This is a genomic window from Bordetella genomosp. 5 (assembly GCF_002261315.1).
In the GTDB taxonomy this organism is placed as follows: Bacteria; Pseudomonadota; Gammaproteobacteria; order Burkholderiales; family Burkholderiaceae_B; genus Bordetella.
The window spans coordinates 559577-582032 of the sequence record NZ_NEVP01000011.1; the positions used below are offsets into that span (position 1 = coordinate 559577).

19 protein-coding genes and 1 pseudogene are annotated in these 22456 nt (G+C 61.2%); 8 read left to right on the forward strand and 12 right to left on the reverse strand.

Going from position 1 to position 22456, the window contains the following annotated elements:
* Positions 1–110 precede the first annotated feature (110 nt).
* A complete protein-coding gene (locus tag CAL25_RS19650) occupies positions 111–722 on the reverse strand; it encodes a DNA-3-methyladenine glycosylase I (protein WP_094803086.1) in 612 nt (203 codons plus the stop codon).
* Positions 723–928: 206 nt separating this feature from the next.
* Between CAL25_RS19650 and CAL25_RS19655 the strand changes: the two genes are divergently transcribed.
* Positions 929–1396 (forward strand): YkgJ family cysteine cluster protein, encoded by a 468-nt coding sequence (locus CAL25_RS19655; protein WP_094803088.1) that lies wholly within the window; start codon positions 929–931, stop codon positions 1394–1396.
* Here CAL25_RS19655 and soxR read toward each other — a convergent pair.
* Positions 1393–1911, reverse strand: coding sequence for a redox-sensitive transcriptional activator SoxR (gene soxR / locus CAL25_RS19660; RefSeq protein ID WP_094803090.1), 519 nt, complete (start codon positions 1909–1911; stop codon positions 1393–1395). The genes CAL25_RS19655 and soxR overlap by 4 nt on opposite strands.
* A gap of 94 nt (positions 1912–2005) precedes the next feature.
* Here soxR and CAL25_RS19665 point away from each other — a divergent pair, with 94 nt between their 5' ends.
* Positions 2006–2455 (forward strand): RidA family protein, encoded by a 450-nt coding sequence (locus CAL25_RS19665; protein ID WP_094803092.1) that lies wholly within the window; start codon positions 2006–2008, stop codon positions 2453–2455.
* A gap of 578 nt (positions 2456–3033) precedes the next feature.
* Here CAL25_RS19665 and CAL25_RS19675 read toward each other — a convergent pair.
* Positions 3034–3642 (reverse strand): FecR domain-containing protein, encoded by a 609-nt coding sequence (locus tag CAL25_RS19675; protein ID WP_094803094.1) that lies wholly within the window; start codon positions 3640–3642, stop codon positions 3034–3036.
* Positions 3643–3689: 47 nt separating this feature from the next.
* On the reverse strand, positions 3690–4700 hold the full coding sequence (locus CAL25_RS19680) for a glycosyltransferase family 9 protein (protein ID WP_249279162.1): 1011 nt from the start codon (positions 4698–4700) through the stop codon (positions 3690–3692).
* A gap of 110 nt (positions 4701–4810) precedes the next feature.
* On the opposite strand from CAL25_RS19680, the gene CAL25_RS19685 reads away from it, so the two are divergent.
* Complete coding sequence (locus CAL25_RS19685) at positions 4811–5653, forward strand: AAA family ATPase (protein WP_170948539.1); 843 nt, start codon at positions 4811–4813, stop codon at positions 5651–5653.
* Positions 5622–6203, forward strand: a complete 582-nt coding sequence (locus CAL25_RS19690; RefSeq protein ID WP_094803098.1) for an ATP-binding domain-containing protein — start codon at positions 5622–5624, stop codon at positions 6201–6203. The genes CAL25_RS19685 and CAL25_RS19690 overlap by 32 nt, the downstream gene beginning before the upstream one ends.
* A 538-nt stretch (positions 6204–6741) precedes the next feature.
* Here the strand turns inward: CAL25_RS19690 and CAL25_RS19700 are convergent.
* From CAL25_RS19700 to CAL25_RS19730, 8 genes and pseudogenes are all read right to left on the reverse strand, one after another.
* Positions 6742–7395: a hypothetical protein gene (locus tag CAL25_RS19700; protein ID WP_094803101.1), complete on the reverse strand. Its 654-nt coding sequence runs from the start codon at positions 7393–7395 to the stop codon at positions 6742–6744.
* A pseudogene (locus tag CAL25_RS19705) lies at positions 7395–8303 on the reverse strand (ParB/RepB/Spo0J family partition protein); the annotation flags it as partial. The gene CAL25_RS19700 and the pseudogene CAL25_RS19705, both read right to left, overlap by 1 nt.
* Before the next feature lie 160 nt (positions 8304–8463).
* The gene (locus CAL25_RS24270) at positions 8464–8616 is read right to left on the reverse strand and encodes a hypothetical protein (RefSeq protein WP_170948541.1); all 153 of its coding nucleotides are present in this window, start codon (positions 8614–8616) and stop codon (positions 8464–8466) included.
* A gap of 84 nt (positions 8617–8700) precedes the next feature.
* Complete coding sequence (locus CAL25_RS19710; RefSeq protein WP_094803105.1) at positions 8701–8997, reverse strand: hypothetical protein; 297 nt, start codon at positions 8995–8997, stop codon at positions 8701–8703.
* Between the two features lies 1 nt (position 8998).
* Positions 8999–9394, reverse strand: coding sequence for a hypothetical protein (locus CAL25_RS19715; protein ID WP_094803107.1), 396 nt, complete (start codon positions 9392–9394; stop codon positions 8999–9001).
* Positions 9395–10704: 1310 nt separating this feature from the next.
* Positions 10705–11352: a DNA methyltransferase gene (locus CAL25_RS19720; protein WP_094803109.1), complete on the reverse strand. Its 648-nt coding sequence runs from the start codon at positions 11350–11352 to the stop codon at positions 10705–10707.
* 304 nt (positions 11353–11656) lie between these two features.
* A complete protein-coding gene (locus tag CAL25_RS19725; RefSeq protein ID WP_094803111.1) occupies positions 11657–12556 on the reverse strand; it encodes an N-6 DNA methylase in 900 nt (299 codons plus the stop codon).
* Positions 12557–12865: 309 nt separating this feature from the next.
* Positions 12866–13273 (reverse strand): antirestriction protein, encoded by a 408-nt coding sequence (locus CAL25_RS19730; RefSeq protein ID WP_094803113.1) that lies wholly within the window; start codon positions 13271–13273, stop codon positions 12866–12868.
* Positions 13274–13555: 282 nt separating this feature from the next.
* Between CAL25_RS19730 and CAL25_RS19735 the strand changes: the two genes are divergently transcribed.
* The 4 genes from CAL25_RS19735 to CAL25_RS19755 all read left to right on the forward strand — a co-directional run bounded on the left by CAL25_RS19735 (position 13556) and on the right by CAL25_RS19755 (position 21889).
* Positions 13556–14215, forward strand: a complete 660-nt coding sequence (locus tag CAL25_RS19735; RefSeq protein ID WP_141217957.1) for a hypothetical protein — start codon at positions 13556–13558, stop codon at positions 14213–14215.
* An 888-nt stretch (positions 14216–15103) separates the two neighbouring features.
* Positions 15104–16012 carry a DUF5677 domain-containing protein gene (locus tag CAL25_RS24115; protein WP_141217958.1) on the forward strand — a complete coding sequence of 303 codons (909 nt, stop codon included), beginning with the start codon at positions 15104–15106 and terminating at the stop codon, positions 16010–16012.
* Positions 16013–17606: 1594 nt separating this feature from the next.
* Positions 17607–21554 carry an RHS repeat-associated core domain-containing protein gene (locus tag CAL25_RS19750; protein ID WP_249279164.1) on the forward strand — a complete coding sequence of 1316 codons (3948 nt, stop codon included), beginning with the start codon at positions 17607–17609 and terminating at the stop codon, positions 21552–21554.
* 5 nt (positions 21555–21559) lie between these two features.
* The gene (locus tag CAL25_RS19755; RefSeq protein ID WP_170948543.1) at positions 21560–21889 is read left to right on the forward strand and encodes an Imm58 family immunity protein; all 330 of its coding nucleotides are present in this window, start codon (positions 21560–21562) and stop codon (positions 21887–21889) included.
* The last annotated feature ends 567 nt before the right edge of the window (positions 21890–22456 follow it).

The window sequence follows — 22456 nt, forward strand, 5'->3', positions numbered from 1 at the left end:
AGCCGGCCAGGACGCATCGACACAAAAAGCAACGACCGGTCATGCCCGACCCGGAGCATCAGGGGATGGTAGTCGAGCAACTGCCGTGCCCGAGGGGATCCCCGCCGGGGTCAGCGCGGGGGCTCGAAGCCCGCCCGTGCGCGGTCGCAGGGCTTGCAGGCGAAGCAATCGGGATGATGGTCGTTGACCATGCCCACCGATTGCATGAACGCATAGACCGTGGTCGGCCCCACGAAGCCCCATCCCAGCTTCTTGAGCGCCTTGGACAGCGCCGTGGCCTGGGGCGAGGTGGCTCGCACTTCGAACGCGGCCTTGGGGCCACGCGGCGCATGGGCATGCGACCATGCCAGCGTTGCCAAGGACTCGCCACGCTGGTGCATCTCGAGCAGGCGCTTGGCGTTGTTGATCACGGCTTCGATCTTGCCGCGGTGCCGCACGATGCCCGCATCGCCCAGCAGGCGCGTCACGTCCTTCTCGGTATATCGCGCCACCTTGGCGTAGTCGAATCCGGCGAAGCCACGGCGAAACGCTTCGCGCTTGTTGAGAATCGTGCGCCAGCTCAGCCCGGCCTGAAAGCCCTCGAGGCAAAGCTGCTCGAACAGGGCCCGTTCATCGGCCTGCGGCCAGCCCCATTCGTCGTCGTGATAGGCCGTGTATTCGGGCGATCCGTCGGCCCAGCCACAGCGCGGTTTGCCGTCTTCGAAGTCCGTACGAGCCTGCATGCCATTCTCCTTGTGCGTAGCGGCGCCATGCTAACCCGCGGGGGCGCGATGCAGGCCCGGCGCGTGCCGAAAACGCGACGTTGCACGCCGCCCACAATCCGGGCTTTTCCTCATGATTTCAGAGACTTGCGGGCTCCTCACGAACCGTGCGCCCTGCTAATATCAGCGCCCGGCCACCTCATGCGCCGGGCTTCCAGGACACGTCCATGTCGCAGCTCCCTCCGTTTGCGCAGCCCACCCCTCTCGCCACGCTCGAAGGCGTGTCGTTCGACCCCAATCCCTGCCTGTCCTGCGGGGCCTGTTGCTCGCATTTCCGGGTGTCCTTTTACTGCGGCGAGATTGCCGGCCCCGACGGCGGTCTCGTGCCCGCCGACCTCGTGACCCAGATCGGTCCGCTGCGCGCCTGCATGCAGGGCACCGAACAGGGCGGCGGCCGTTGCGTGGCCTTGCGCGGCGAGCTCGGCCAGCCTGGCATCCACTGCGCGATCTACGAACAGCGCCCCACGCCCTGCCGCGAGTTCGACGTGTGGCAAGCCGACGGCCAGGTCAATCCGGATTGCCAGCGGCTGCGCCTGGCGCGCGGCCTGCGCCCGCTCGCCCCCCGCCCCGACGCCGGCAACGATCCCATCGGACCGGCCGACCCCTTACATCCCGATCAGCCGCGCGCCGCCTAACGCTTGCGTGGCGCAGGCACGGCCGATGGCGCAGCACCCGGCGCATCGGGCGGAAAGTGCGCCCCCGGGCCGTGGCTCGCCATCATGTCCTGCGGATTGCGCAGCGGACATTGCTTGAGCGACAGGCAGCCGCAGCCTATACAGCCGTCTAGTTGATCGCGCAGCTGCGTGAGCGTGCGGATGCGCTCGTCGAGCTCGCCGCGCCAGCCCGCCGACATCTTGCGCCAATCGGCCACCGTGGGCGTGCGGCCCTGCGGCAGGCGCGCCAGCGCATCGGCAATCGCGGCCAGCGGCAAGCCCATGCGCTGCGCCACCTTGATGACCGCCACGCGCCGTAGCGTGGCCCGGGCATAGCGCCGCTGATTGCCGTCGCTGCGCTCGCTCGCGATCAGCCCGCGCGATTCGTAGAAGTGCAACGCCGAGACGGCGACCCCGGTGCGTTCGGCCAGCTCGCCCACCGACAGCGGGCGGTCGCGCGTGATCTTCGCGGGTGCTCGAGATTTTCCGGCCGGCATACTTGACCTCAAGTTAAGTTGAGGTCTGATACTAGCAGCTCCTCAGAACCTCGCATGTCGGAGATCCTGCATGCTCGCCGCACGGAGACGCTTCATGGCCGTCACTTCCCTCCCCTTGCCCGCCAGCCATCCCGGCCCGGTGTTCTTCAATCCTCCGGGCCTGTACGACCCGCGCGCCAACGGCTATTCCCACGTGGCGGTGGCCGACACGCCCGCACGGCTCGTGCTGGCCTCGGGTCAGGGCGGCGAAAACGAGCGCGGCGAACTCGCCGGCGACTTCCCCAGCCAGTTGCGGCAGGCGCTCGACAACGTCGAGACGGCCCTGCGCGGCGTGCATGCGGGGCTGGGCGACATCGTGCGGCTGCAACTACTCATCGTCGACCACGACGAAACCAAGCTGGCGCACTACAGCGCGGAGATCGCACGGCGCTGGGGCGAGAAGCGCCTGGCCCCGGCCTGCACGCTGATCCCGGTGCCACGCCTCGCGCTCGATGGCATGCTGGTCGAGATCGAAGCCACGGCAGTGCTGCCGCTGCCGCGCTGAGACAGCGGCCGTCGAGGGCGTTCGATCGCTCGGCCGCTGGCCGCTCGGTCGCTGGCCGCTGGCCGCTCGGTCGCTCGGTCGCTGGTCGCTGGTCGCTGGTCGCTGGTCGCTAGTCGCTGGTCGATGGTCGATGGCCGATGGTCGATGGTCGAAGGTCGATGGTCGATGGTCGCCGGTCGCTGATCGCCGGTCGCCGGTCGCTGATCGCTGGTCGCCGGTCGCTGATCGCCGGTCGCCGGTCGCTGATCGCCGGTCGCCGGTCGATGGTCGATGGTCGCCGGTCGCTGATCGCTGGTCGCCGGTCGCTGATCGCTGGTCGCCGGTCGCCGGTCGCCGGTCGCCGGTCGATGGTCGCTGGTCGCTGGTCGATGGTCGATGGTCGCTGGTAGCCGGTCGATGGTCGCTGGTCGCTGGTCGCCGGTCGATGGTCGATGGTCGATGGTCGCCGGTCGGCGGTCGCTGGTCGCTGGTCGATGGTCGCTGGCCGCTGGTCGCTGGTCGCCGGCCGCTGGTCGATCGTGCGCGTCTGCGCTTACTCGTCCGCCTGGTCGTCTTCACCATCGCGACCGCACATCACCCTAGCCGCGCCACGCTCCGACGTGGTCGGGATCGACGGGCCCGATGCTGTGGCGGCGCATCTCGAGATCGACCTTGATGGCCTCGCCGGTCTTGAGTTCGATGAAGTCGCGCGTGCCGGCGGTGCGGGTGCGCACGCGCACCGGCCCGCGCTCGACCTGCACGGCGAGCTCGGTGCCGGGCACGTAGCGAACGTTGAAGGCGAGGTCCGGCGTGGAATCCGAGGCCGGCACGATGTCGACGCCTTCGGTGCCGGTCTTGACGCTGAACGTGGACAAATACTGGTAGCTCACCTGCAGCCAGACCTCGCCGCGCGTGAGCGCGATCTCGCGTCTGCGCGGAAACACCTCGGCCAGCAGCTCCGTGTTGCCATTGACGGCCATGAACGATCCATCGGGCAGGTACACCGTGCTGTGCTGATTCGACGCCGTGCTGACGCGCTCGCGCCATTGCGGCGTGGTCTCGCGCAGAGTGTCGACCACCAGGAAGGTCAGCACGATGACCACCAGCACCACCCCGGCCACCACGATCGCCGGCACCGGTCGCCGCTTCTTGCGCGCGCGGCGGTCGAGGTTCACGACATTGGAACGGTCCGGTTCGGTGGGCGGCATGGGGGCATCAGCCAGTGCGTCGGGATGTACCCCATTCTATAGGAGCCCTATCCCGGCAGGCGGCTCCATACCGCGTTCGCCACATCGGCCGGCGCGATGGCGTCCATCCCCGCCCCCTGCGCCGGCGCCAGCGCGTGCAGGCACGGCGCGTAATGCATGGGCGGGCTGCTGCCGAACAGCCCGATGGTGGGCACACCGTGGGCCACCGCAATGTGCAGCCCCATGCTGTCGTTGGAGGCGAAGGCCAGGCAACGCGCGATCAGTGCCTGGCTGACGCAGATGGCCGTGTCCAGCTCGGTCGTATCCAGCACAGGAATCCCGGCGGGCAATGTCGCGCGGATCTCCTGCCCGATGTGCCGCACATCGGCCCCGCCGCAAAGGAGAAAGCCCAGCCCTGGATCGCGCGCATGCAATTGCCGCGCCACCTCCGCGTAGGCCTGGGCGCTGTAGCGGCGCCGGGGCGCCGACGCGTTCAGACCGAACCCGACCATGCGCGGCAACCCGGCGCTCAGGTCGGCCGCGGCCGCGCGGGCCGGGGCGGATATCTCCATGGACGGGTAGCGCGCCTCGAACCGGCAACCCGCCTCGTCGAGCACCCGCGGAAGCCACGCGTGCGTGTCCGGATGCGGCGTGCCCTTGCGCCGCACCCACGCTCGATGTGTGAAGAGCGGCGCGAAGTGCGGCTGATGCTGACGCACGAAACCCGCCCGGCGCGGAATGCCCGCCAGGCTTGCGGCCAGCGCCACATAAGGTCGGAAGGTAAAAAGAAACAGCGCGTCGAAAGCCTCGGCGCGCAGCGCATCGCGCAGACGCCTGATGCGCTGCCAGCCGCGCGTGCGTTCGAGTTCCTGCAGCGAAATCACGCGCTTCACGTAAGGCTGCGAACGAAACAGATCCAGGGCCGACTCGCCCTGCGTCATGAGCAGCGTGACGGGCGCCCCGGCCTGCTCGGCCAGCGCCCGGGCAAACACCATATTGAGCACGCCATCCCCGATGCCGCCGGATAGGTAAATAGCCGGATTGCGGGCCACGAACCCGCCAGTGATGGACTGCGACATAGACTCCCTGGCCGACAAGCATGAATCCGGAGCATGTCGGTTCAAGCCAATCCAGCATCCCGCCCTGCTCCATCGAGCAGCGATGATAGGGGCCGAGCCGTGAAAAAATCGTGACGCGCGCATCGCTTTGTCGGCGCCCAAGGATTGGCCGGAACCGGGAAACCTTACATGCTGGCGCAGGTCAAGGAAGCGGCAGAGCGGCCGGTTATCGCGTTCAGGCGGTGGCGTCGTATGGCAAGCAGATCGAGGCGCTACGAGAGCTGAACATGGAGGCTCGTACAGTGGCGTCCGCGCTCGAAGCGCGCCAGAAGGACCGCTTCAAGTTGGACGAGAAGACGGTTCTCGTCATCGACGAGGCCGGCGTGGCCTCTGCCCGGATCATGGAACGCCTGATGAAAATGGCCGAGGTGGACGGTGCCCGTGTGGTGCTCGGCGACAGGGGCCAGACCAAGGCGATTGAAGCGGGCCGAACCTTTCACCAGTTGCAGGCAGCCGGCATGGAGACCTCGCTTATGGGAGACATCATCCGTCAGAAGTCGCCAGAACTGAAGGCTGCCGTAGAACTTGCCGCGGCGGGCCACGCATCCGCATTTCTCGCCTTGCTGGATGGAAAGCTCAAGGCCGTCCACTCCATCGACGACAACGGCGCCCGCTACGACGCCATCGCTTCCAAGTACGCCAACCTCGAAGCGGATGAGAGGCGCGAAACGCTGATCGTCACAGGCACGAACGATTCGCGCAAGGCACTGAACGAAGCAACGCACCAGGCGCTGGGCCTGTCCGGCCGTGGATTCGACTTCAGTCTGCTTACCCGTCGCGACACGACACAGGCGGAACGGCGGGTCGCGAAGTACTACATCGCCGGCGACATCCTCCAACCCGAGCGCGATTTACAAGACCGGCAACCTACGCCAGACCGAGATGTACCGCGTCATCGGCACAGCGCCCGATAAGCCAAATGATCTGGTCGTGGAGCACGTCGTCACCGGGGAACGCACACAGTTCAATTCTGCACGTGCTGCCAAGCTTTCCGTATACGAGCCAGTCCCAGCGGAGCTCTCAGCCGGCGACTGGGTGCGAGTGACCCGGAACAATGCCAAGCTCGACCTGGTCAACGGTGGCAGATTCGAGGTGCTGGCGGTAACCCCCACGTCCGTCATCATCGGTGGCGGCGGCCGTCGGCTCACGTTGGACGCTGCCGCCGGCCCGCTACACCTGGATCGTGCGTATGCCACGACCAGCCATAGCGCCCAAGGGCTGACCTGCGATCGTGCACTCATCAATGCGGAGAGCTTCAGCCGGACCACGCAGCGCGACGTCCACTACGTGGCAATTTCCCGCGCGCGTCACCAGACGGAGATCTACACGAACGACGCCAGTGAGTTGGCGGGCGTTGTAGATCCGCTCGAGGAAAAAACGGCAGCGCTCGATATCGGATTAGAAATCACCCGTCCCTGGCGACCGCACAAGGCTTCCGCCGCCATGGACATGAACCCAAAATAGGAGCGCCAAGCAATTTTTTTTGGTCATTGGGATCACGGGCGGCGTGCAAATACGGAGGTACGGCCGTCAAGCATCGGCCAGCCGCCGCATCGACCATCATTAATATCAAATGTCGTCGCTTTTCAAAGCGACGTATAGGTTTGGCGCGAACTTTCTTAGTTGGCCTAAGGTTTCCCGCTCCCGCGGGCTTATTTTCTTTTCCGAGAACACCACCAAGATAGAAGGGAAAGGGGACCAAGTCAGGTACTCTAGGCCTCTAAAGATCGAGTGCGTGTCCTTCACCACTTTTACCTCGATACCAACGCGCTCTTCGTTCTCCGTCCCAGCCCCCCAGATAACGATCAGGTCATGCATCCCATTCTGGAGAGACCGTAAACGATTCCCAAACGAGGCGTATCGACCGTCTGCCACCGGGTCGAACTGCATTTGCTGACTAGTTCTCACGATTCCGCCAACTAGCGCGGCATCTCTCTCGATCTGATCCTCAATCGCAGACCTTAGATCCTCAACGAGGGAGATTACTGAGTGAAGAAGGGCTCTAGGCCGAGCTGGTTGCCACCCCGCACGTCAGGCTGACCAAAGCACCCAACAATGCGATGTTGTCCGCCTGTGCACGTTCCAGAAGCCAGGGCAGTACGGCGCTGCGGTCACCGGGAACGTCGCGCGTGCACGCCTCCCATTCGCGCTGCACAAGCTCCCATGCTGCGCAGTCCTTCATTGCAGGATCGGTGCGTGCCAGGTCATGCTGCGCATTGCTGGCCGAGAAACTTAGGCAGCGCACGGGGTTGTGCCGCCGCCCTGCATCGTCCAGCTCGTGCACCATCTGCTCGATTAGCAGGCAGAGCGCCAGATTCGGACGCTGAATCACTTCGGCCTGCAAGGCGATAGCACGCTGCGCTTGTAGGCGGTTCATCGGTGCTTCCGAATGAATCGGGCGGGTCTTGACCGGCGGCAGGTCCACCGCAGGATGTGCGCCGCCGTCCTGTCTGGCTGCGCCGCGCACCTTCTCGGCCACCGCCTCCCGATCCTCCTGGCGGATTAGTCCACGCGTCACTGTTAGCTCGCCCGAGTAGTTCAGGTGCAACACGGCCCCGGCGAGCGGTTTCAAATCTGCGGGATAGTCATAGAGTTCGGCGCGCACTTCGGAAATCTGACCGCGCCAACTGGCCACGTTGGCCGACAGCTTTTCCATCAGGGCGCTGTCGCCATCTCGGCCTGCGCCGACTCGCACATCTTGGCCTCGGCGTCGTCGATCTTCTTCGTGAGCGAGTTCAGCAGCTTCGCCTGAGCCTTCGTCGGCTCCTGGTTGGATTGCTGAATCTCTCCGTACAGCTTCTTGCGGTCGCTGTAGTCCAGCTCCACGCGGTGTTCCATCCAGCCCCAGCCCTCCCCGGCCACCGTCTTAGCGAGTTTGGAGCGCTGCATCTTCTGCACTGCCATCGCACGCACCTGTTCCGGGTCGTCAAGATACGTGTTGTCCTCGAACAGGTCGCGGCGCACATTGCCGCCGGCCTTTTCGTAGGCCGCGACCGTGACATAGCGCGCGACGAGGCTATCGCCGCGCAGCTCGGTCTCGGCCAGCAGTTCCCGGATGCGGCTAGGACGATGGTAGTAGCCTTGCTTGGCCGCCTTCCAGGCTGCTTCCTGGCGACCGTGGTCAGACACCGCCGCCAACGCCTGCATTTCCTCCAAGGCAATCTTGTCCTGGCGGAACAAGTCCATGAGGACCGGCGAGACTTCGCCCAGCGCCAAAAGCTTCTTGACCGCCTTCTCGCTTGCGCCGTGGGCAGCGGCGATAGCGTCGACCGCCCAACCCTCGGCGCGCAGCCGCGCATAGGACGCGAAAACATCGGCCGGATGCATCGCCTTGCGGCCAATGTTCTCAATCATGCTCGCGTGGTGGGCGTACTCGGCAGGAATCACGAGGCACGGCACCGGGTGGTCTGTCGCAAATACTCCGCCATCAATCAGGAGGCCGAGGGCAGTCCAACGCCGACCCCCTGCGCATACCTCATAGGCCCCGTCAGGTGCGGCCACGACGACAAGGTTTTGCAGGAGGCCGCCCATCGCCTGGATGGTGGATTTGAGCCCCAAAATCTCGGCGTCCTGTTGCCGGTCGTGCGAGCTACGCGCTTAATATGCTTCGCTCAGACGCAGTTGCGTATACGGAATGTCGAGGCGCGCGGCGGCGGCGTGGACGGCGGCGAGTTCCTGAGTATCGTTCTTCATAGCGTGGTGTCCTTTTCAGATGCCTGGGCAGTCAATGGGTGAGCGCCGATACGGGCGAGTCGATGGCGAGGAGCGCGATCAGCGTGCCCAGGTCGCGCATCGTCATCGCGGGGAGGCGGAACGCTTCGCCCTGCGCATGCGCGCGTCGCATTTCGTTTGCCAGTCTGATAAAGTCGTGATTCATCGCAAAGCTCCTTTGAACGTGATTTGCTGATGCATGCCCCTGTCGGTTCCAGCCGAGCAGGGGCATTTCTTTTAAGTGGCTGCGCTACGCAGCCACGGTGGACAGTGCGTAGTAAGTGGTGTCGAAGAAGGTGACTTCGCACACGTCGACAAGTGAGGACACTGCCTCGGGCAGTCGATCATGGCGATACATAACAGGCGTGAAGTAATCGCAGGCATCGATGGCCGCGGTTTGACGAATCACCGACTGAAGTTCCGACATTTCCCGCAGTTCCACACACGTCGGCGCCAGCGCGGATTCGAGCACGTCGAGACGGTCGGCCACTTCGTTGAGGTCGATAGCCGCAACATCGTTGTTCAACGCTTGATCGAGTGCCGCCATTTCAGTACCCGAGCCAGTCAAGCACGACCGAGCCGCGATAGAGCGCGTGGTCTCCACACTCGTCAAGAAAGCTTTGCGGCCACGCGCCATGCTCTTCGACTTGCACCAGCGCTTGATGGCGCGTCAGCACTGCGTGTCGGGCTTCCTCCAGATCGGAAAGACCGTGCGCGGGCACAGGGCCTTCGGATACAAGTGCGTGCAGCAGTTCGATCATGTCTGCACGATGGCCGCGCCAAGCAACGATGCGGCGGTCAACGATGGTGGATACCACGGGGGCCTCCAACGGCGATTGATCCGCCGCACTCCGCTCGGAGAACTGGATTCCAGCGCGCAAGAAAGCCTCTCGCGTCAGCTTGGATGCTTCGCAATTGGGCAGGGTGTATAGGCTGATTTGCATGTCGCTTCTGTCCGTCAGGGAGGTTCTGTTTGTGCTGACCGGGCCTGAAGATCGTTAGCCCGATCGTGAACGGCTGGAATCGCTGGACTTCGTCTTCGCGGGTTGCCGCCAGTCCTGTGAGTCGCTGAGCCCGTGCCGATCGGGATCACGGAGTGACGACTGGAAAGGGGCGGGAGCGGAAGCCGCATGCGGAGCGCAGGCCGAAGGCCGAGCACCGAACGGGTGAGCACCCGGCGTAGCGGCCCCCTTGGAAAGAGGAACGTAGTGATACTGTCGGCGGTTCTAGGGCTCTGCGACTTACAGGCCAGGCATGCGAGTACGTGTCAGAGAGGCGCAGGCGTGCCGCGCGGCGAGCGCCCCAAGCCCGCAGGGCTCAAACTGGCCGCAGGCCCCCGCAAACGGCGCGTAGCGACGTGCGCAGCGCCAACGGGCGCGTAGGCGTGAGGGATGGAAGCCCGAAGGGTTGAGACAGGCGCAGCCTGGCTCAACGCACAGCGCGAGAGCCCGGTCCTGACGGCAACGCCGGCAGGGCACGCACAAACCACTGTCGTCGCTTTCCAACGACCGGCCCGCAATATCGGAACTCCGACCGCTCAAGGAATCGAGCACCGGCCAACGCTGTAAAAGTACGGCTCGGCGGCGTTTAGCAGCTGAACACCGTCGACCACCTCAAAGGTTTCGCAAGTGATCGACGAATCCGGCGAGATTCGCTGCCTCAAGCGTCTCGCGGATCTCCCGCAACGAGAGATCATGGAAACCCAGAGCAGCGGGCACTACAGAGGCCCGTTCGTTCTTCCGAGCAGGCCAGGCACCTGGCGCCGCGCGCTTCGGATGTGAGTGACGTTTAGACAACAGGGAGGGGCGGGAGATGGCGCCCCGAGGACTAAGTGATCGCTGCGAGAAATGCCGCCAACAAACCAAAGGCAGGGGTCAGCGGCAGCAGAGATCGATATCGCACTGATCACTCGCGGCGGCCAGTTGCGGCAGCCTGCTCTCCAGACGCGCCGGGGATTGGCGGGGGCCACGTACCCGGTTTACTTTTGACGAACTCGCCTTTAGTAGCTTCTTTATCGGCTTCGGCGCGGCGCTCTGCTTCAGATTGGCCGCAGCCCAACACGACACCGGCGGCGACGAGAAGGGCTATTACGGTACGGGGCATTGAATACTCCTGTGTGCGAGGGAGGGCAGATAGTAGTGTGTTTTAACCGTGCCGGACTAGCTGCAGGCGCATGAATCTCGGCACCTCCAGCTCCTATAAGTGGGCACTGAGTTGAACGCGCTGAGCGCCGCGCGCGAGTCTCGGTGCCCGCTCATGCTGCTACCCGTTCCTGAGCGTCGAGGCGGAGCCGCTGCGTCGCGGCGGCGTGATACTTCGGGTCCATCTCGATGCCATAAAAACGTCGGCCTACCTGACGGGCAGCTACACATGTCGATCCGGAGCCCGCAAATGGGTCGAGCACGATATCCCGTGGCTTGCTGAACGTCTCGATGATCGGTGCCAGGCAGTCAACCGGCTTCTGCGTCGGATGATGGCGATTGCCTGAGTATTTCCAGGGCAGCACGTCTGGCAAAGGCGCAGCCGGAGTAGCCGGTTGACCCTTTGCCAGCAGGTATGCGGACTCGTGCTGGTAGCCAAGAAAACGGGCCTTGGACTGATAAGGCTTGGCAAACACAATGTGGCCCACCGGGCGAAAGCCGGCCGCGCGCCAGGCGGAAAAGAAGCTGTCCACACGATTCCAGCCATAAAAGGATATGCAGAACGCATCGTCGCGGAGCACGCGGAACAACTGTGCGAACGCCGGCGCCAGCCAGTCATCGCGGCGATCATTTGCGATGCTTCGTCCGGCACGGTCAACGTAGTTGACCAAGTAGGGTGGATCGGTCAGCACCAGGTCGACGCAGCGGTCAGGCAACGTCGGAAGAATGGAAAGGCAATCGCCCAGGACGACACGGCTCATAGGTGGCTCCATGCGTGCAGCAATGGCAGCCGATCTGCATTGCACTGCACGGGGCAGGCGGGCGCAGGCATGGAGGAGGCGGTCAAGGGAACGTGGAATACCGCAGTGCGCGAAGCGCGCGAGGATATGCCGCGAAAGCCCTTGAAAGGCCCGACGCGGCTACAAAGCCGCGCGCTGCGACGGGCCTGTCCGGATCCGAAGGGCCTGCGACTGTGTGGTCCGTGCAGTGCTTGATGGTCTGTGCGGGCCGAAGATGGCGCGTCTGCGACGCGCCTGGCCCCGAATGGGGCATACCGCAGCGCCCCTAAAAGAGCGAGATCTGGCCAGCTGCAGCTGCGCGTCGAACCGATTTCGACATGATCCGTGGCGGCTGCTCATCTGCAGAGTCGAGGCCGCTCTCGACAGCCTGGTCAACATTCTCGAGCGCGGCGGCCGCCGGCGAATCGAGCAGCGCACGGGCGCCCTCCTCTGCTTCCCGACGACGAAGTCGCGTGCGCCATCCGCCCAGGATATGCGCGGGGGTGAACCACTGCTCCCGGCATTCGCCGGTGAGACCATTGCCATGGACGACAACCGCCGGCACGTGCAACAGCGCGAGCTGGATGAACGTCATATGCACGCAGCGCTGATCGATGTCGATCGCAGTTGCGTGCATGCACTGCTGATAGTTCAGCTGGGCCTCGTGCATCGATTGCGCCGCCGCGATCAGCATGCCGCCGGCACCGCAGGCCGGCTCCAGGATGCGGACGAATCCATGAGCATCAGCCTTGTCGATCAGGTCCTGCCCGCTGCCCATGATCATGTCGCCCATCAGACGCGACACCTCGTATGGCGTGAAGAACTGGCCGGCACCGGCGTTACCCATGTCCAACATCATGAACGTGCTTCCCAGCACATCACCGAAGTCCGCTGCCTGCATCCGGACCTCGTAGGCCATGACCAGGTGCGAGAACGCTTGCACCAGCAGGTCCAGCTTGGCCCGCTCATACCGAGCGATTACCTGCAGGTAGCGCTGCTCGCGCGCCTCGCGCTGCGCGAGATCGGCACGAGCCAGTGCAATCGCGCAGATCTCCATCCAATCGCTCCATACGCGGTCGATCCCTCGCGTATGCGCGACCCGCCGGATGAGGCTCACGATATCCTTCTGATGATCATCCGCGTTGTTCAGAAAACGGCGTTGTTGTGCATTTGATGTCTTGGCCATGTGATCTCTCCGGTTGCCAGGGCGGGAATGCCCGGAACTTCAGAGGCACGGCGCAGCGCAGCGCTCAAGTGTCGAAGACGGCCAGCGGCCGCCAGCGGCTCGGGCCCCGCCCGGGTCGCGCCGCACTTGAACGCGAGAACGCCGTGGCACCATGACCGGGAAAGCAGACCCGCCGCCCCGTATGGCTTGCAATGGCCTACCTTCGGAGCGATGAGCCCCGCCCAGCGGTGCCGGTTAGCAGTGGCTGAGCCACGTTGGCTTGTGGGCGAGCAGAAGAAGAGAGGCCCGCCGAAGCGGGCCGGGATGGCGTCAATCGATCGCGGCGAAGATGGCGCTCGCCTCGGCGTGCTCGCCGGCGAAGTCGCGCAGGGCGTGATACTTCTCGGCCAGGTCGTCGCTACGTTGTTGACTGCAGAGTTCGCAGAGCGCGTACAGCGTGGCGACGATACCGGCTGCGTCGGCCGACATGGTCCGGTCGCACCAGTTCAAGGGCCACACGATGCGGAGCGTCTCGTACCCGGCCGGAGCCATGTAAAAGCCGTTGGGGATCTCGAAGTAGTGCCAGTAACCGCCGCTGTATTCCTTCGACAAGCGGTCTAGCCAACCATAGACGGTGAGTTCACCGCGGAGCATGAGCCGCTCTCCGAAGTGCTTTGGCAGGAAGCTCATGCGTTGCTGCTCGGGAACGAGCGTGGCGGTAGTGGTGGCGTGCGTCATGTGGTGCTCCTTTGAGTGGATCCGGCCGGGTGGCAGGACGGGAGCACTGGCGCCCTGCGGAACAAGCGCCGGGGGCAAGGGGACGTGGAATACCGCAGCGAGCGCAGCACGCGAGGATATGCCGCGAAAGCCCCTTGCGCCTGGTGCGCGCAGGGCCAAGATGCGCCCAAGGCCTGTCAACCGGCTAGTCCGTCAAGAGGCAGCAGCAACGTAGTCAGCATCGCGCATCGAACATGCGCGGCATAGAATGAAGCGCAGTTGCAACGTTAGCAAAGGGTCGACATGAAGAAAGGGACAGCAGATTCTGTGGAGCGAGCTGCAGCAGTCGCTGTGGCAGTTGTAGGGGCCGCGAACCCAATCGCAGGTGTCGTCGCGGCCTTCATGAAGGAAGGGTTGGGCCAATTCGTGCAAGCCAAGGTCCAGGAGGCCGAAGACCTCTTGATGGACCAGATCCACGATGCTGATGCGTGGGACCGATTGATGAAAGACCCTGAGGGCTTGGCTGCACGGACGATCCGCTACATCAGATCGGCCACCGTAGGTGCTGCACATGACAACCTCCGATTACTCGCACGGCTGGTTGTCTTTGGGGATGGCTCGCGCGCAATTGTCGCGGACGACTTCCTCTATCTCGCTCAAACGCTTGAATCCCTCCGGCATGATGAGATGGTGGTGTTGGCAACCTTTATCCGAGTGAGGAACAGCCCGGCCGGCGCAGCATCGCGCGATATTGAGATGGAAGTGATACCCGCATTGAGGGAAATTTATGATGAGGAAGAAGTCTGGTCGCTACTCGCGGGCCTGCAACGGACGGGGTTGATATACGTCGTCAGTGGCTACGGCGGCGGGGCATGGAATGCAGCTCCCTTGCTGCAGAAGCTCGAGGATTCAATTCAGTTTGCTGATGCAGTGGCACGTGCGCGCGCAGCGCGGGCATCTTGAGGAACCCGCATGTGTGGACGCATCGTACAAAAAACTTCTCCGCTCGATTACGTCGAACGTATCTTCAGCGGTCTGGGTAGGGCTTTTGCAGACAGTGCAGGGTCTCGCTACAACATCCCGCCAGGCACGCGTCCGCTCGCCATCCACAGCCAGGTCCACCACGCGGTGGACCTGGCACGCCTTCCGTGGGGCTACAGGCCCCACGGAAGGCGCTTCTTTATGGTCAACGCAAAGCTCGAGACGAATTCCGAGATCCGCTTTCCCTCGTGCAGCTGCGCGCCATCCAGGCCAGGCACCCTCGAGAAGAGGACGTCCTCACCATCCTTTGGGAGGTGAAGCGGCTTCGCTCGCTCGTGTTGCGCCTTAACCAGCTGGCTTCTGACCTCAAACGCCCTAACAGCGTACTGTCGGCCTGCTTCGACCTGCTGGTCGCGGAGCTGCCGTACGAGCCGTGCGTCCTCGAGCAAAAAGCATGGATCCAAGAACTGCTTCTGTACCCGGCCAAACCAAGAAAGACTGCTCCTACCCGGCCTTCAGACTGACCGCTAACTGACCACGGCAAGCGCTGCCCTCGCATCGCCGGAGGCGCGATTGTTTGGAAGTTCTGTGTCTAACTGGTCGATGGCTTGGGGCCTGTGGGTATGTGGGTGAAGCTGGGCTGCCTGTGGGCATGCCCTGTGGGCAAGCGCGTGTTCAGGCGAAGCCTGTCCACCGTTTGTCCATCAGTGGTTGTCCACGGGTCCAGCGAAGCGAGCCCGGCGGTCGCGCAGCGATCATCCACTTATCCACATGCCCGGCTTGGGGTATCCATTTATTTAACGAGTCAGCCACGGCCTCCTGCCAAATTGCGATCGATCTGTATCTGCTACGCTTCAGCCAGCATCCCCAATGGAAACTTTTACAATGCCCGGCCCTTCAGAGCACTCCCTCCGCATAGGGCTTCTAGCCAAGCATGCCAGCAGAGATCCACTCGTCGCAGTTGAGGTCCCATTTGCAGCGATGCTCGATCTCTGCGAGAGATTGCTCAATGTAAAGAGGGGGAGCAAGATTCGAACCGATGAGGGATGGAAAAGTGATGCCCAAATACTAGGGGTGAAATTTACGAAGCACCTGCTCTCGTTGCAAGCGATCAACGCAAGGACCGGCGGATTAGGCCGGTACGCCCATATAGATCACTCGTCGATGAAGGTAATTGCACGGGCTGCCGTTGAGACTTTCTGGGTGTTTGCATACATCTTTCGCGCGCCGACCGCCGAAATGCGCCTATACCGACACACCGCTTGGCGACTAGGCGGTTACTGCGAACGCCAAAGACACCGGCCTCTTGACCCAGTGCTTCAAGAACAGCAAGCAGCTGAAGCAAAAGTCATCGCGATGCTCCAAGCTCAGCTGCAGCAGATGCCTGAGTATCTTGCGCTGGACTCAAAGAGTCGGGCGAAAGTGGCAAAGGGCGAATGGCGGGAGCCGGATGGCTGGAAGAAGATGGCTAATGGCGCAGGATTCTCTAACGGCTACTACGCGCGAGTCTATGGATATCTCTGCAGTTACGCGCACTCGAGCTACCTCAGCATTCTGCAGTTGAATGATGCGCGCGACCTTAGTGATCAGAGGAAATTGAGCGACACGGTTCTGCAAATCTGTACCTTCACCATGGCTCGTTTCATAGACGAGTACGTGAGCCTGTTTCCGGAGACGAGAGCCGTGATGCTTGCCAATCCAAGCTTGGCCCGTTTTGCGCGCACCTGGAACTTCGATCTGCAACTGCTAGAAGCGCATTTCCCAGCTAACAAAAGTTGAACGCGGCTTCTGCGCATGTAGCCGCCTGGCCTTCCGCTGGGTTGCCTATGGACGCGCATGTGGTTAGGCGAAGCTGTCCACCAACTGTTCATCAGTGGTTGTCCACGGGTGGAGCGCAGCGGTCATCCACATACCCATAGGGCGATGGTCAGGAATTCAACTTGTCTAGCGGTTAAACCCCGGACCACATATCGCGACAACCTAGATTTTTCAAAGCCAATTGTCGTGGACGACTGCTCCAGTGCACCGAACTTGGTCGCCGCCCTTCTTTCAGTTTCGAAAAGCCGAGATCCAGCTCCCGCACACATTTTTGTCAATCCACTGAGGCATCCATGCCCGCTCCGATGCGTCACAGGGCAGTTGCCGCAACGTTAGATGGAAGACTGCAGCGACGAGAGTGAGGCAGAAAGCCCAGTGTCCTAATCGCATTGAGCGCAGCCTAAAGGCTACCTCCCGAGCGGGCTCCAAACTCTCGATCCGCGGTCGACCCCGGCGAATCGCACTCAAGTGCTCTAGTTCAACTCGCCGGCAACGGAAATAGTCGTACCAGAAGGTATAAATGCTGGTTATCAAAGGCAGCGAGAAAAAAGAGACCAGCACCGTGCCCATAGCCTTCCCGACTACACCTACCTGGGCAAGAGCAGCGACGCCCGCAATGAAAGCCAGCGATAGTGTGGCCAGCATCTTTGCATATTCCCGCTCTCCCTCGAGCCGCCGCGCAACCGCAGCACCGTAAAGGGCAAGCATCTCATCAGTAGCCGTAGCGGCCAACTTTCGATCGCCCCTTTTTAACGTCCAGCGCCTTCTGATGGAATGAAACACGGACAGGCGGCCTATTCCGACGCCCAACACGAACACAGCAGATGCAACGAAAGCAAGTTCGACAACCATAAGATAAAAATTGGCCCAGTGATGATTGGAGGGAAATGAACGTTAATCGGCTCGTATCGACCATCCCAAGCCGGGCCGGTCGGCAAACCCCCAGCCAACGTAACGTCCCAGGGGCGGGGACGGAGTGCAATAAAAGCTAGACAACCCTAACCCATCGCCATTACAAATGGCACAGCGTTTACTGCTGCAACATCCAGGAAGGCTTCTGCGAAAAGTCCAAATTTATTCTTCAGCCCGGACCGTGAAAGTCGATCATCCCAAGTAATTTCCTTAGAAAGCGAACCCCACCTTTCAGCCTGGCCCAGCATTTACGCGGCCGCTGCCGGAGATCAGTTTGATTACGCTATCGAGAAAAGTGCTCGCAATGCTGATTTTAGCTGTATCGGCCGTTTTTCTCCCTGAGACCACGGAGGCTGGATGGGGTTCCACCTTGGATTCCGGTTGCCGCACAAACTGTGCTTCCGCCCAAGAGGTCTGCGACTTTTGGGGCGAATTCTATGGAGGCGGCTGCCTCAGGGTCGGCCCGCCGATCATCGATTCCATAACGGGTCGGGTGACGGCTATGGAAGCGTGCTATATCCAAACCCTGGGCGGCGGGCATCCAATATGCGTGCCAGCAAGGATTTACTGCACTGCCCCCGCTGTAGCGAACGCGGCCGTACCGGGAGGTTGCTCAAATGCGGCGGCGACCCCCGGCCGGCAAATGGGCGATGGATGCGTTGGTGTGTGTACTGTCGCAAACCCCATAACACTAAACACCGGAAACAAGTTCGAGTCAGTCGTTGACTTTGAAACGCAAGGTCAAGCACGGCTCGCATTTGTGCGTTACTACAATAGCCACCAAGCAACGCTCTCTTCGATGGGCTGGGGATGGCGGTCTAACTTCGATAGGGGATTGCAACACAACAACTTGACGGTGGCAACGTCGAGCCGCCTCACGTTTATGCGTCCAGACGGAGCGAGCTACTCTTTTTCCAAAACTTCCACCGGCCTATGGCAGCCCACTGACACCGACGTCAGCGCTAAACTCGTTTCCCAAGGCACTTCGGGATGGACGCTAACCGATGGAAACGACACTGTCGAGACTTACACGTATACGGGCCAGCTAACATCTATAAAAGAGCGCTCTGGTTATCAGCAAAATTTGGTGTACAGCGCGGACGGCAAACTATCCTCGGTCGCCGACTCTTTCGGACGTAGCCTATCGTTCACCTTCGAGCACGGCTCAATACGTACCCTTACCGATGTCGACGGCAACGTATACACGTATAACTACGGGACCATTCTGTTCGGTAGCGATCTCTTGCTGAGCGTAACGTACCCTGGTACGGCGTCTCCGGGCGTGGCATACAAGTACGAGAACACTACGTATCCCTATGCACTTACAGGGATCGTGGATGGCAATGGCGTTCGGTACGCTTCCTGGACCTACGACACCACACTGAAGGCTGTCAGCAGCCAGCACGGCTCCGGAGCCGATCTTATGACGGTTACGTACGGCCTAACCTCTAGTGCTGGATCGGTCACAACAACGAATGCACTAGGTCGCCAAGTGGTCTACACGTTGAGCAATGTGGCAGGCGTAAGAAAAATTACGCAAATCGCTGAAGCTGCCAGTGCACACGCAGCAGCCTCGTCCGAATCATTTGCGTACGATGCGCGCGGCTACTTGAGCAGCCACACTGATAAAAACGGCAATATCACGAGGTACGTGAACGACAGCCGCGGGAACATTACAAGCCAAACGAACGGCTTTGGAACCCCTCTTGCGCGGACCTACACCACGACGTGGCACGCAGACTACAACCTACCCCTGCGATTGGTGCAGCCTGGGCTGACAACAGATTATACGTACGCGTCAGGGCAGCTCGTTCAGAAGACGTTGTTGGACACGACCACGTCCACAACCCCTTACAGCACTCAGGGCAACACTCGAACGTGGACCTACAGCTATTACCCCTCAGGTCTCCTGCACACCATTCAAGGCCCAGCAGGTCCTACTGACCTCGTCACGTATACCTATGATGCGCGAGGTTGCGTGGTTTCCTTCACTAATCAACTGGGTCAGACTACGACCATCGGTGGAAATAATGGTCGCTGCCAGCCACTGCTTTCTTCTGATCCCAACGGCATCGCAACGGAATACGGGTATGACGAGAGAGGCCGCGTCATCTGGGTAAAGAGGGACTCAGCCAACCAACCATCCACGATTGGATTCAGCTATGACCTGGCGGGCATGCTGATCTCGACCACCTTCCCTGACGGGTCGAGCTTGACCTTCACTTACGACGATGCGCATCGGCTCGCCGCAATAACCAACAATTTGGGTGAGAGCATCACCTATACCTTGGACGCGCTCGGCGGAAGAACGGCAACAGTTGTACGCACGGCGTCCTCTGTCATTACTAAAACCCAGTCCGCGCACTTTGACGAACTGGGGCGGATAATTGAGTCGATCGGCGCTGCATCACAGAAAACCGCTTACGCTTACGATGGCAACAGCAACGCGACCTCAACGACAGATCCGCGAGGCAAGGTATATGGCAAAACCTTCGACGCGTTGAATCGGATATCTCAAGAAATTGACCCTGATGGAGCCACTACCACCTTCACCTACAACGGAAAGGACGAATTGATCGGAGTGAAGGATCCCCGCAACTTGCAGACCACATATGTACGCAATGGTTTTGGCGACGTGATCCAGCGAACCAGTCCGGACACAGGCACCGATGTTTATTGGCACGATAGCCGATCAAATATTGTGAAGCGTGTCGATGCTCGCGGCATCGAGAGCCGCTTTACGTACGATGCAGCGAGTCGGACGCTTACCAAGACCTTCCCAGCAAGCCCAGACCAAAATCTAACCTTTAGCTATGACGCAACAGCGGGTGCCAACTTGGGCATAGGGCGTTTGACGTCAACGACCGATCAGAGTGGCTCAACAGCCTATGTCTATGACGGCCTGGGGCGAGTGACGCAGTCCACAACAGTCGTGAGCGGCCAAGCCTACATTGTGGCCTACACCTATGATGCGGCGGGGAAAGTACTTTCGGTCACGTATCCTTCGGGCCGCATTGTGCAATTCTCTCGAGACGCTCTGGGAAGAGTTTCCGGAGTGACTACTGTGAGTGCTGCAGGCAGCGCAGTAGTAAACCTCGCGTCTGGGGTCGCATACCAGCCCTGGGGTCCCCCAACCGGCTACACAAGCGGCAATGGGTTGGTTACGACGCTTGCCCATGACTTGGACTATCAACCCACGCACCTGAGAGTTGAGAATGGCGCTGCATCGATCCAAAACCAGGTGAATCTGTTCGACCCCACCGGCAACATTACGGCCATTACTGACAACGTGGTGCCGTCACGGAGCCAGACGATAACGTACGACAATCTCAATCGCGTCGCGTCGGCCACGGGCGCCTACGGAGCCCATACGTACACCTATGATGCCTCAGGGAACCGTCGAACTCGCACTGTTGCTGGCAGCACTGAGACGTATGGGTACTCGCAGACATCGAATCGGCTTGAATCAGTGACGATCGCAGCCGAAAACGCGCGTAGCTTTTCTTACCAGAGTAGCGGCCAGCTCGTACAAGACAATCGCAGTGACGGCAACACCTACGCAATTAGCCTGAATGCAGACGGCCGCCGCGCAGGTGTCTCACTAAACGGAACGCCAGTTGGAAGTTATCTGTACAACGCTATCGGCCAGCGAGTCCAGGCAATTAGCGGAAGCAACACCACCCACTTTATCTACGATCAGCGCGGCCGGCTCCTTGTCGAAGCCAGCGCATCTGGAGGTGCACGACGCGAGTACATGTGGCTCGATGACCTCCCGGTCGCCTTGGTGGATGTGGCAGGAAGCAATGAAGCCGTCTATTACATCCATGCAGACCAGATCAATACCCCGCGCACGATGACGGATGCCCTCGGAGCCGTCGTTTGGGATTATGCGTCGGATCCGTTTGGCGTCGCGCTTCAATCCGGAGCAAATGTCGCACTAAGCCAGCTTCGCTTCCCAGGCCAATACTACGATAGCGAAGCTGAGCTTGCTCAGAATTGGGCGCGCGACTACGACCCGACGCTGGGCCGTTACATCCAATCAGACCCAATTGGACTGGTGGGTGGCGTTAACACCTATGCATACGCCCTGAGCAATCCGCTAAGCTTCATCGATCCTGAAGGACTGGCGGCATGCACCGTACTTTTTCCGGACTATCCGATCGATACGGGGTTCGGGTTTAGCTCGACTAATCTTGGCGGGCACGGAGGAGTGTTAGGTTACGACTCGTCAGGCGTGACCAGATATTACGAGTATGGGCGGTACAAGCCCGCCGACGAACGCATTATTGGCGCCCGGTTGGCTGAAGGTGTGGGGAACGTGCGACGAGTGCTGATACCAAACTTGGTTATTGGCAGGGATGGCCAACCCACCGCACGCTCCATGGAAGCGCTTCGAGAGGAATTATCCGCAAGAGCCGGAAAAGGCACGGAAGCTCAACTCACATGCGATCCAGATGCCGATGAAAATGCAGTGTATGAGCATGCCGAAAGATTTGCGAACGACCAAAACCGGCCCGGTTACAGCTGGAAGCCGTGGAGCGCCAATCACTGCCGGACGTTTGCGAGAGACGCATTTAACGCGGGACGATGACCTACATGAAAACTAAAGTTCTCGCTATCGCGTTGGCGTTATGTCTGTGCGCGTGTGCCTTGTTCGCATACCTTTGGATCGACCGATCAATAACATTGACATATGTCTCGGCGAGCTACGATCAGGATGCCGCCGTAAGACGACAGCTCAAGATCCTTTTAGGGGTAGCGTGGCAGGGGCTGCCGGAAAAGGAAGTTTTGCAGAAACTGCAGGTAGCTTCTGAGAAACTGCCAGCTGAAAAAATCCTCCTAAAGAAAGAGGAGGATGTAATCTGGTTTGATCAAATTTCTTTCAATTTTGAAGACGGCAAGTTGGTGAGGGTGGGCGCCCACTAGCAGCGCTTCGGAATGGCACTTTACCGCCCTTAAGCCCACCGCTCACATTGGGCTAACAATCTTCGAGACGCCAGCACTAGCGGGGAGCCTCTGGAGCTTAAGATTTGCCTGGTCGGCCTCGTATGTCGTCTTCGCTCACGTCTTTTCACGAAGTAGGAGTTTCAATTGAGCCACCCCGTATGGCTTTCAATGGCCTACCCTCGGAGCGAAACGCCCCGCCCAGCGGCGCTAGTTAGCGGGGGCTGAGCCACGCTGGCTTGATGGCGAGCAGTAGAAGAAAGGCCCGCCGAAGCGGGCCGGGATGGCGTCAATCGATCGCGGCGAAGATGGCGCTCGCCTCGGCTTGCTCGCCGGCGAAGTCGCGCAGTGCGTGACACTTCTCGGCCCGGTCGTCGCTACGTTGTTGACTGCAGAGCTCGCAGAGCGTACAGCGTAGCGACGATACCGGCGGCATCAGCCGACGTGGTCCGGTGGCACCAGTTCCATGGCCACACGATGCGGAGCGTCGCCCGACCTCAAACGCCCCAACAGCGTGCTGTCGGCATGTTTCGACCTGCTGATCGCAGA

What these genes read in the sequence shown, in the direction of transcription:
- CAL25_RS19730 (WP_094803113.1), bottom strand. Translation starts at nt 13,273, where the DNA reads ATGACGCACGCCACCACTACCGCCACGCTCGTTCCCGAGCAGCAACGC.
- CAL25_RS19650 (WP_094803086.1), bottom strand. Translation starts at nt 722, where the DNA reads ATGCAGGCTCGTACGGACTTCGAAGACGGCAAACCGCGCTGTGGCTGG.
- CAL25_RS19655 (WP_094803088.1), top strand. Translation starts at nt 929, where the DNA reads ATGTCGCAGCTCCCTCCGTTTGCGCAGCCCACCCCTCTCGCCACGCTC.
- CAL25_RS19700 (WP_094803101.1), bottom strand. Translation starts at nt 7,395, where the DNA reads ATGGAAAAGCTGTCGGCCAACGTGGCCAGTTGGCGCGGTCAGATTTCC.
- CAL25_RS19725 (WP_094803111.1), bottom strand. Translation starts at nt 12,556, where the DNA reads ATGGCCAAGACATCAAATGCACAACAACGCCGTTTTCTGAACAACGCG.
- CAL25_RS19675 (WP_094803094.1), bottom strand. Translation starts at nt 3,642, where the DNA reads ATGCCGCCCACCGAACCGGACCGTTCCAATGTCGTGAACCTCGACCGC.
- CAL25_RS24115 (WP_141217958.1), top strand. Translation starts at nt 15,104, where the DNA reads ATGGAAACTTTTACAATGCCCGGCCCTTCAGAGCACTCCCTCCGCATA.
- soxR (WP_094803090.1), bottom strand. Translation starts at nt 1,911, where the DNA reads ATGCCGGCCGGAAAATCTCGAGCACCCGCGAAGATCACGCGCGACCGC.
- CAL25_RS19665 (WP_094803092.1), top strand. Translation starts at nt 2,006, where the DNA reads ATGGCCGTCACTTCCCTCCCCTTGCCCGCCAGCCATCCCGGCCCGGTG.
- CAL25_RS19720 (WP_094803109.1), bottom strand. Translation starts at nt 11,352, where the DNA reads ATGAGCCGTGTCGTCCTGGGCGATTGCCTTTCCATTCTTCCGACGTTG.
- CAL25_RS24270 (WP_170948541.1), bottom strand. Translation starts at nt 8,616, where the DNA reads ATGAATCACGACTTTATCAGACTGGCAAACGAAATGCGACGCGCGCAT.
- CAL25_RS19690 (WP_094803098.1), top strand. Translation starts at nt 5,622, where the DNA reads ATGTACCGCGTCATCGGCACAGCGCCCGATAAGCCAAATGATCTGGTC.
- CAL25_RS19750 (WP_249279164.1), top strand. Translation starts at nt 17,607, where the DNA reads ATGGGCGATGGATGCGTTGGTGTGTGTACTGTCGCAAACCCCATAACA.
- CAL25_RS19755 (WP_170948543.1), top strand. Translation starts at nt 21,560, where the DNA reads ATGAAAACTAAAGTTCTCGCTATCGCGTTGGCGTTATGTCTGTGCGCG.
- CAL25_RS19715 (WP_094803107.1), bottom strand. Translation starts at nt 9,394, where the DNA reads ATGCAAATCAGCCTATACACCCTGCCCAATTGCGAAGCATCCAAGCTG.
- CAL25_RS19680 (WP_249279162.1), bottom strand. Translation starts at nt 4,700, where the DNA reads ATGTCGCAGTCCATCACTGGCGGGTTCGTGGCCCGCAATCCGGCTATT.
- CAL25_RS19710 (WP_094803105.1), bottom strand. Translation starts at nt 8,997, where the DNA reads ATGGCGGCACTCGATCAAGCGTTGAACAACGATGTTGCGGCTATCGAC.
- CAL25_RS19735 (WP_141217957.1), top strand. Translation starts at nt 13,556, where the DNA reads ATGAAGAAAGGGACAGCAGATTCTGTGGAGCGAGCTGCAGCAGTCGCT.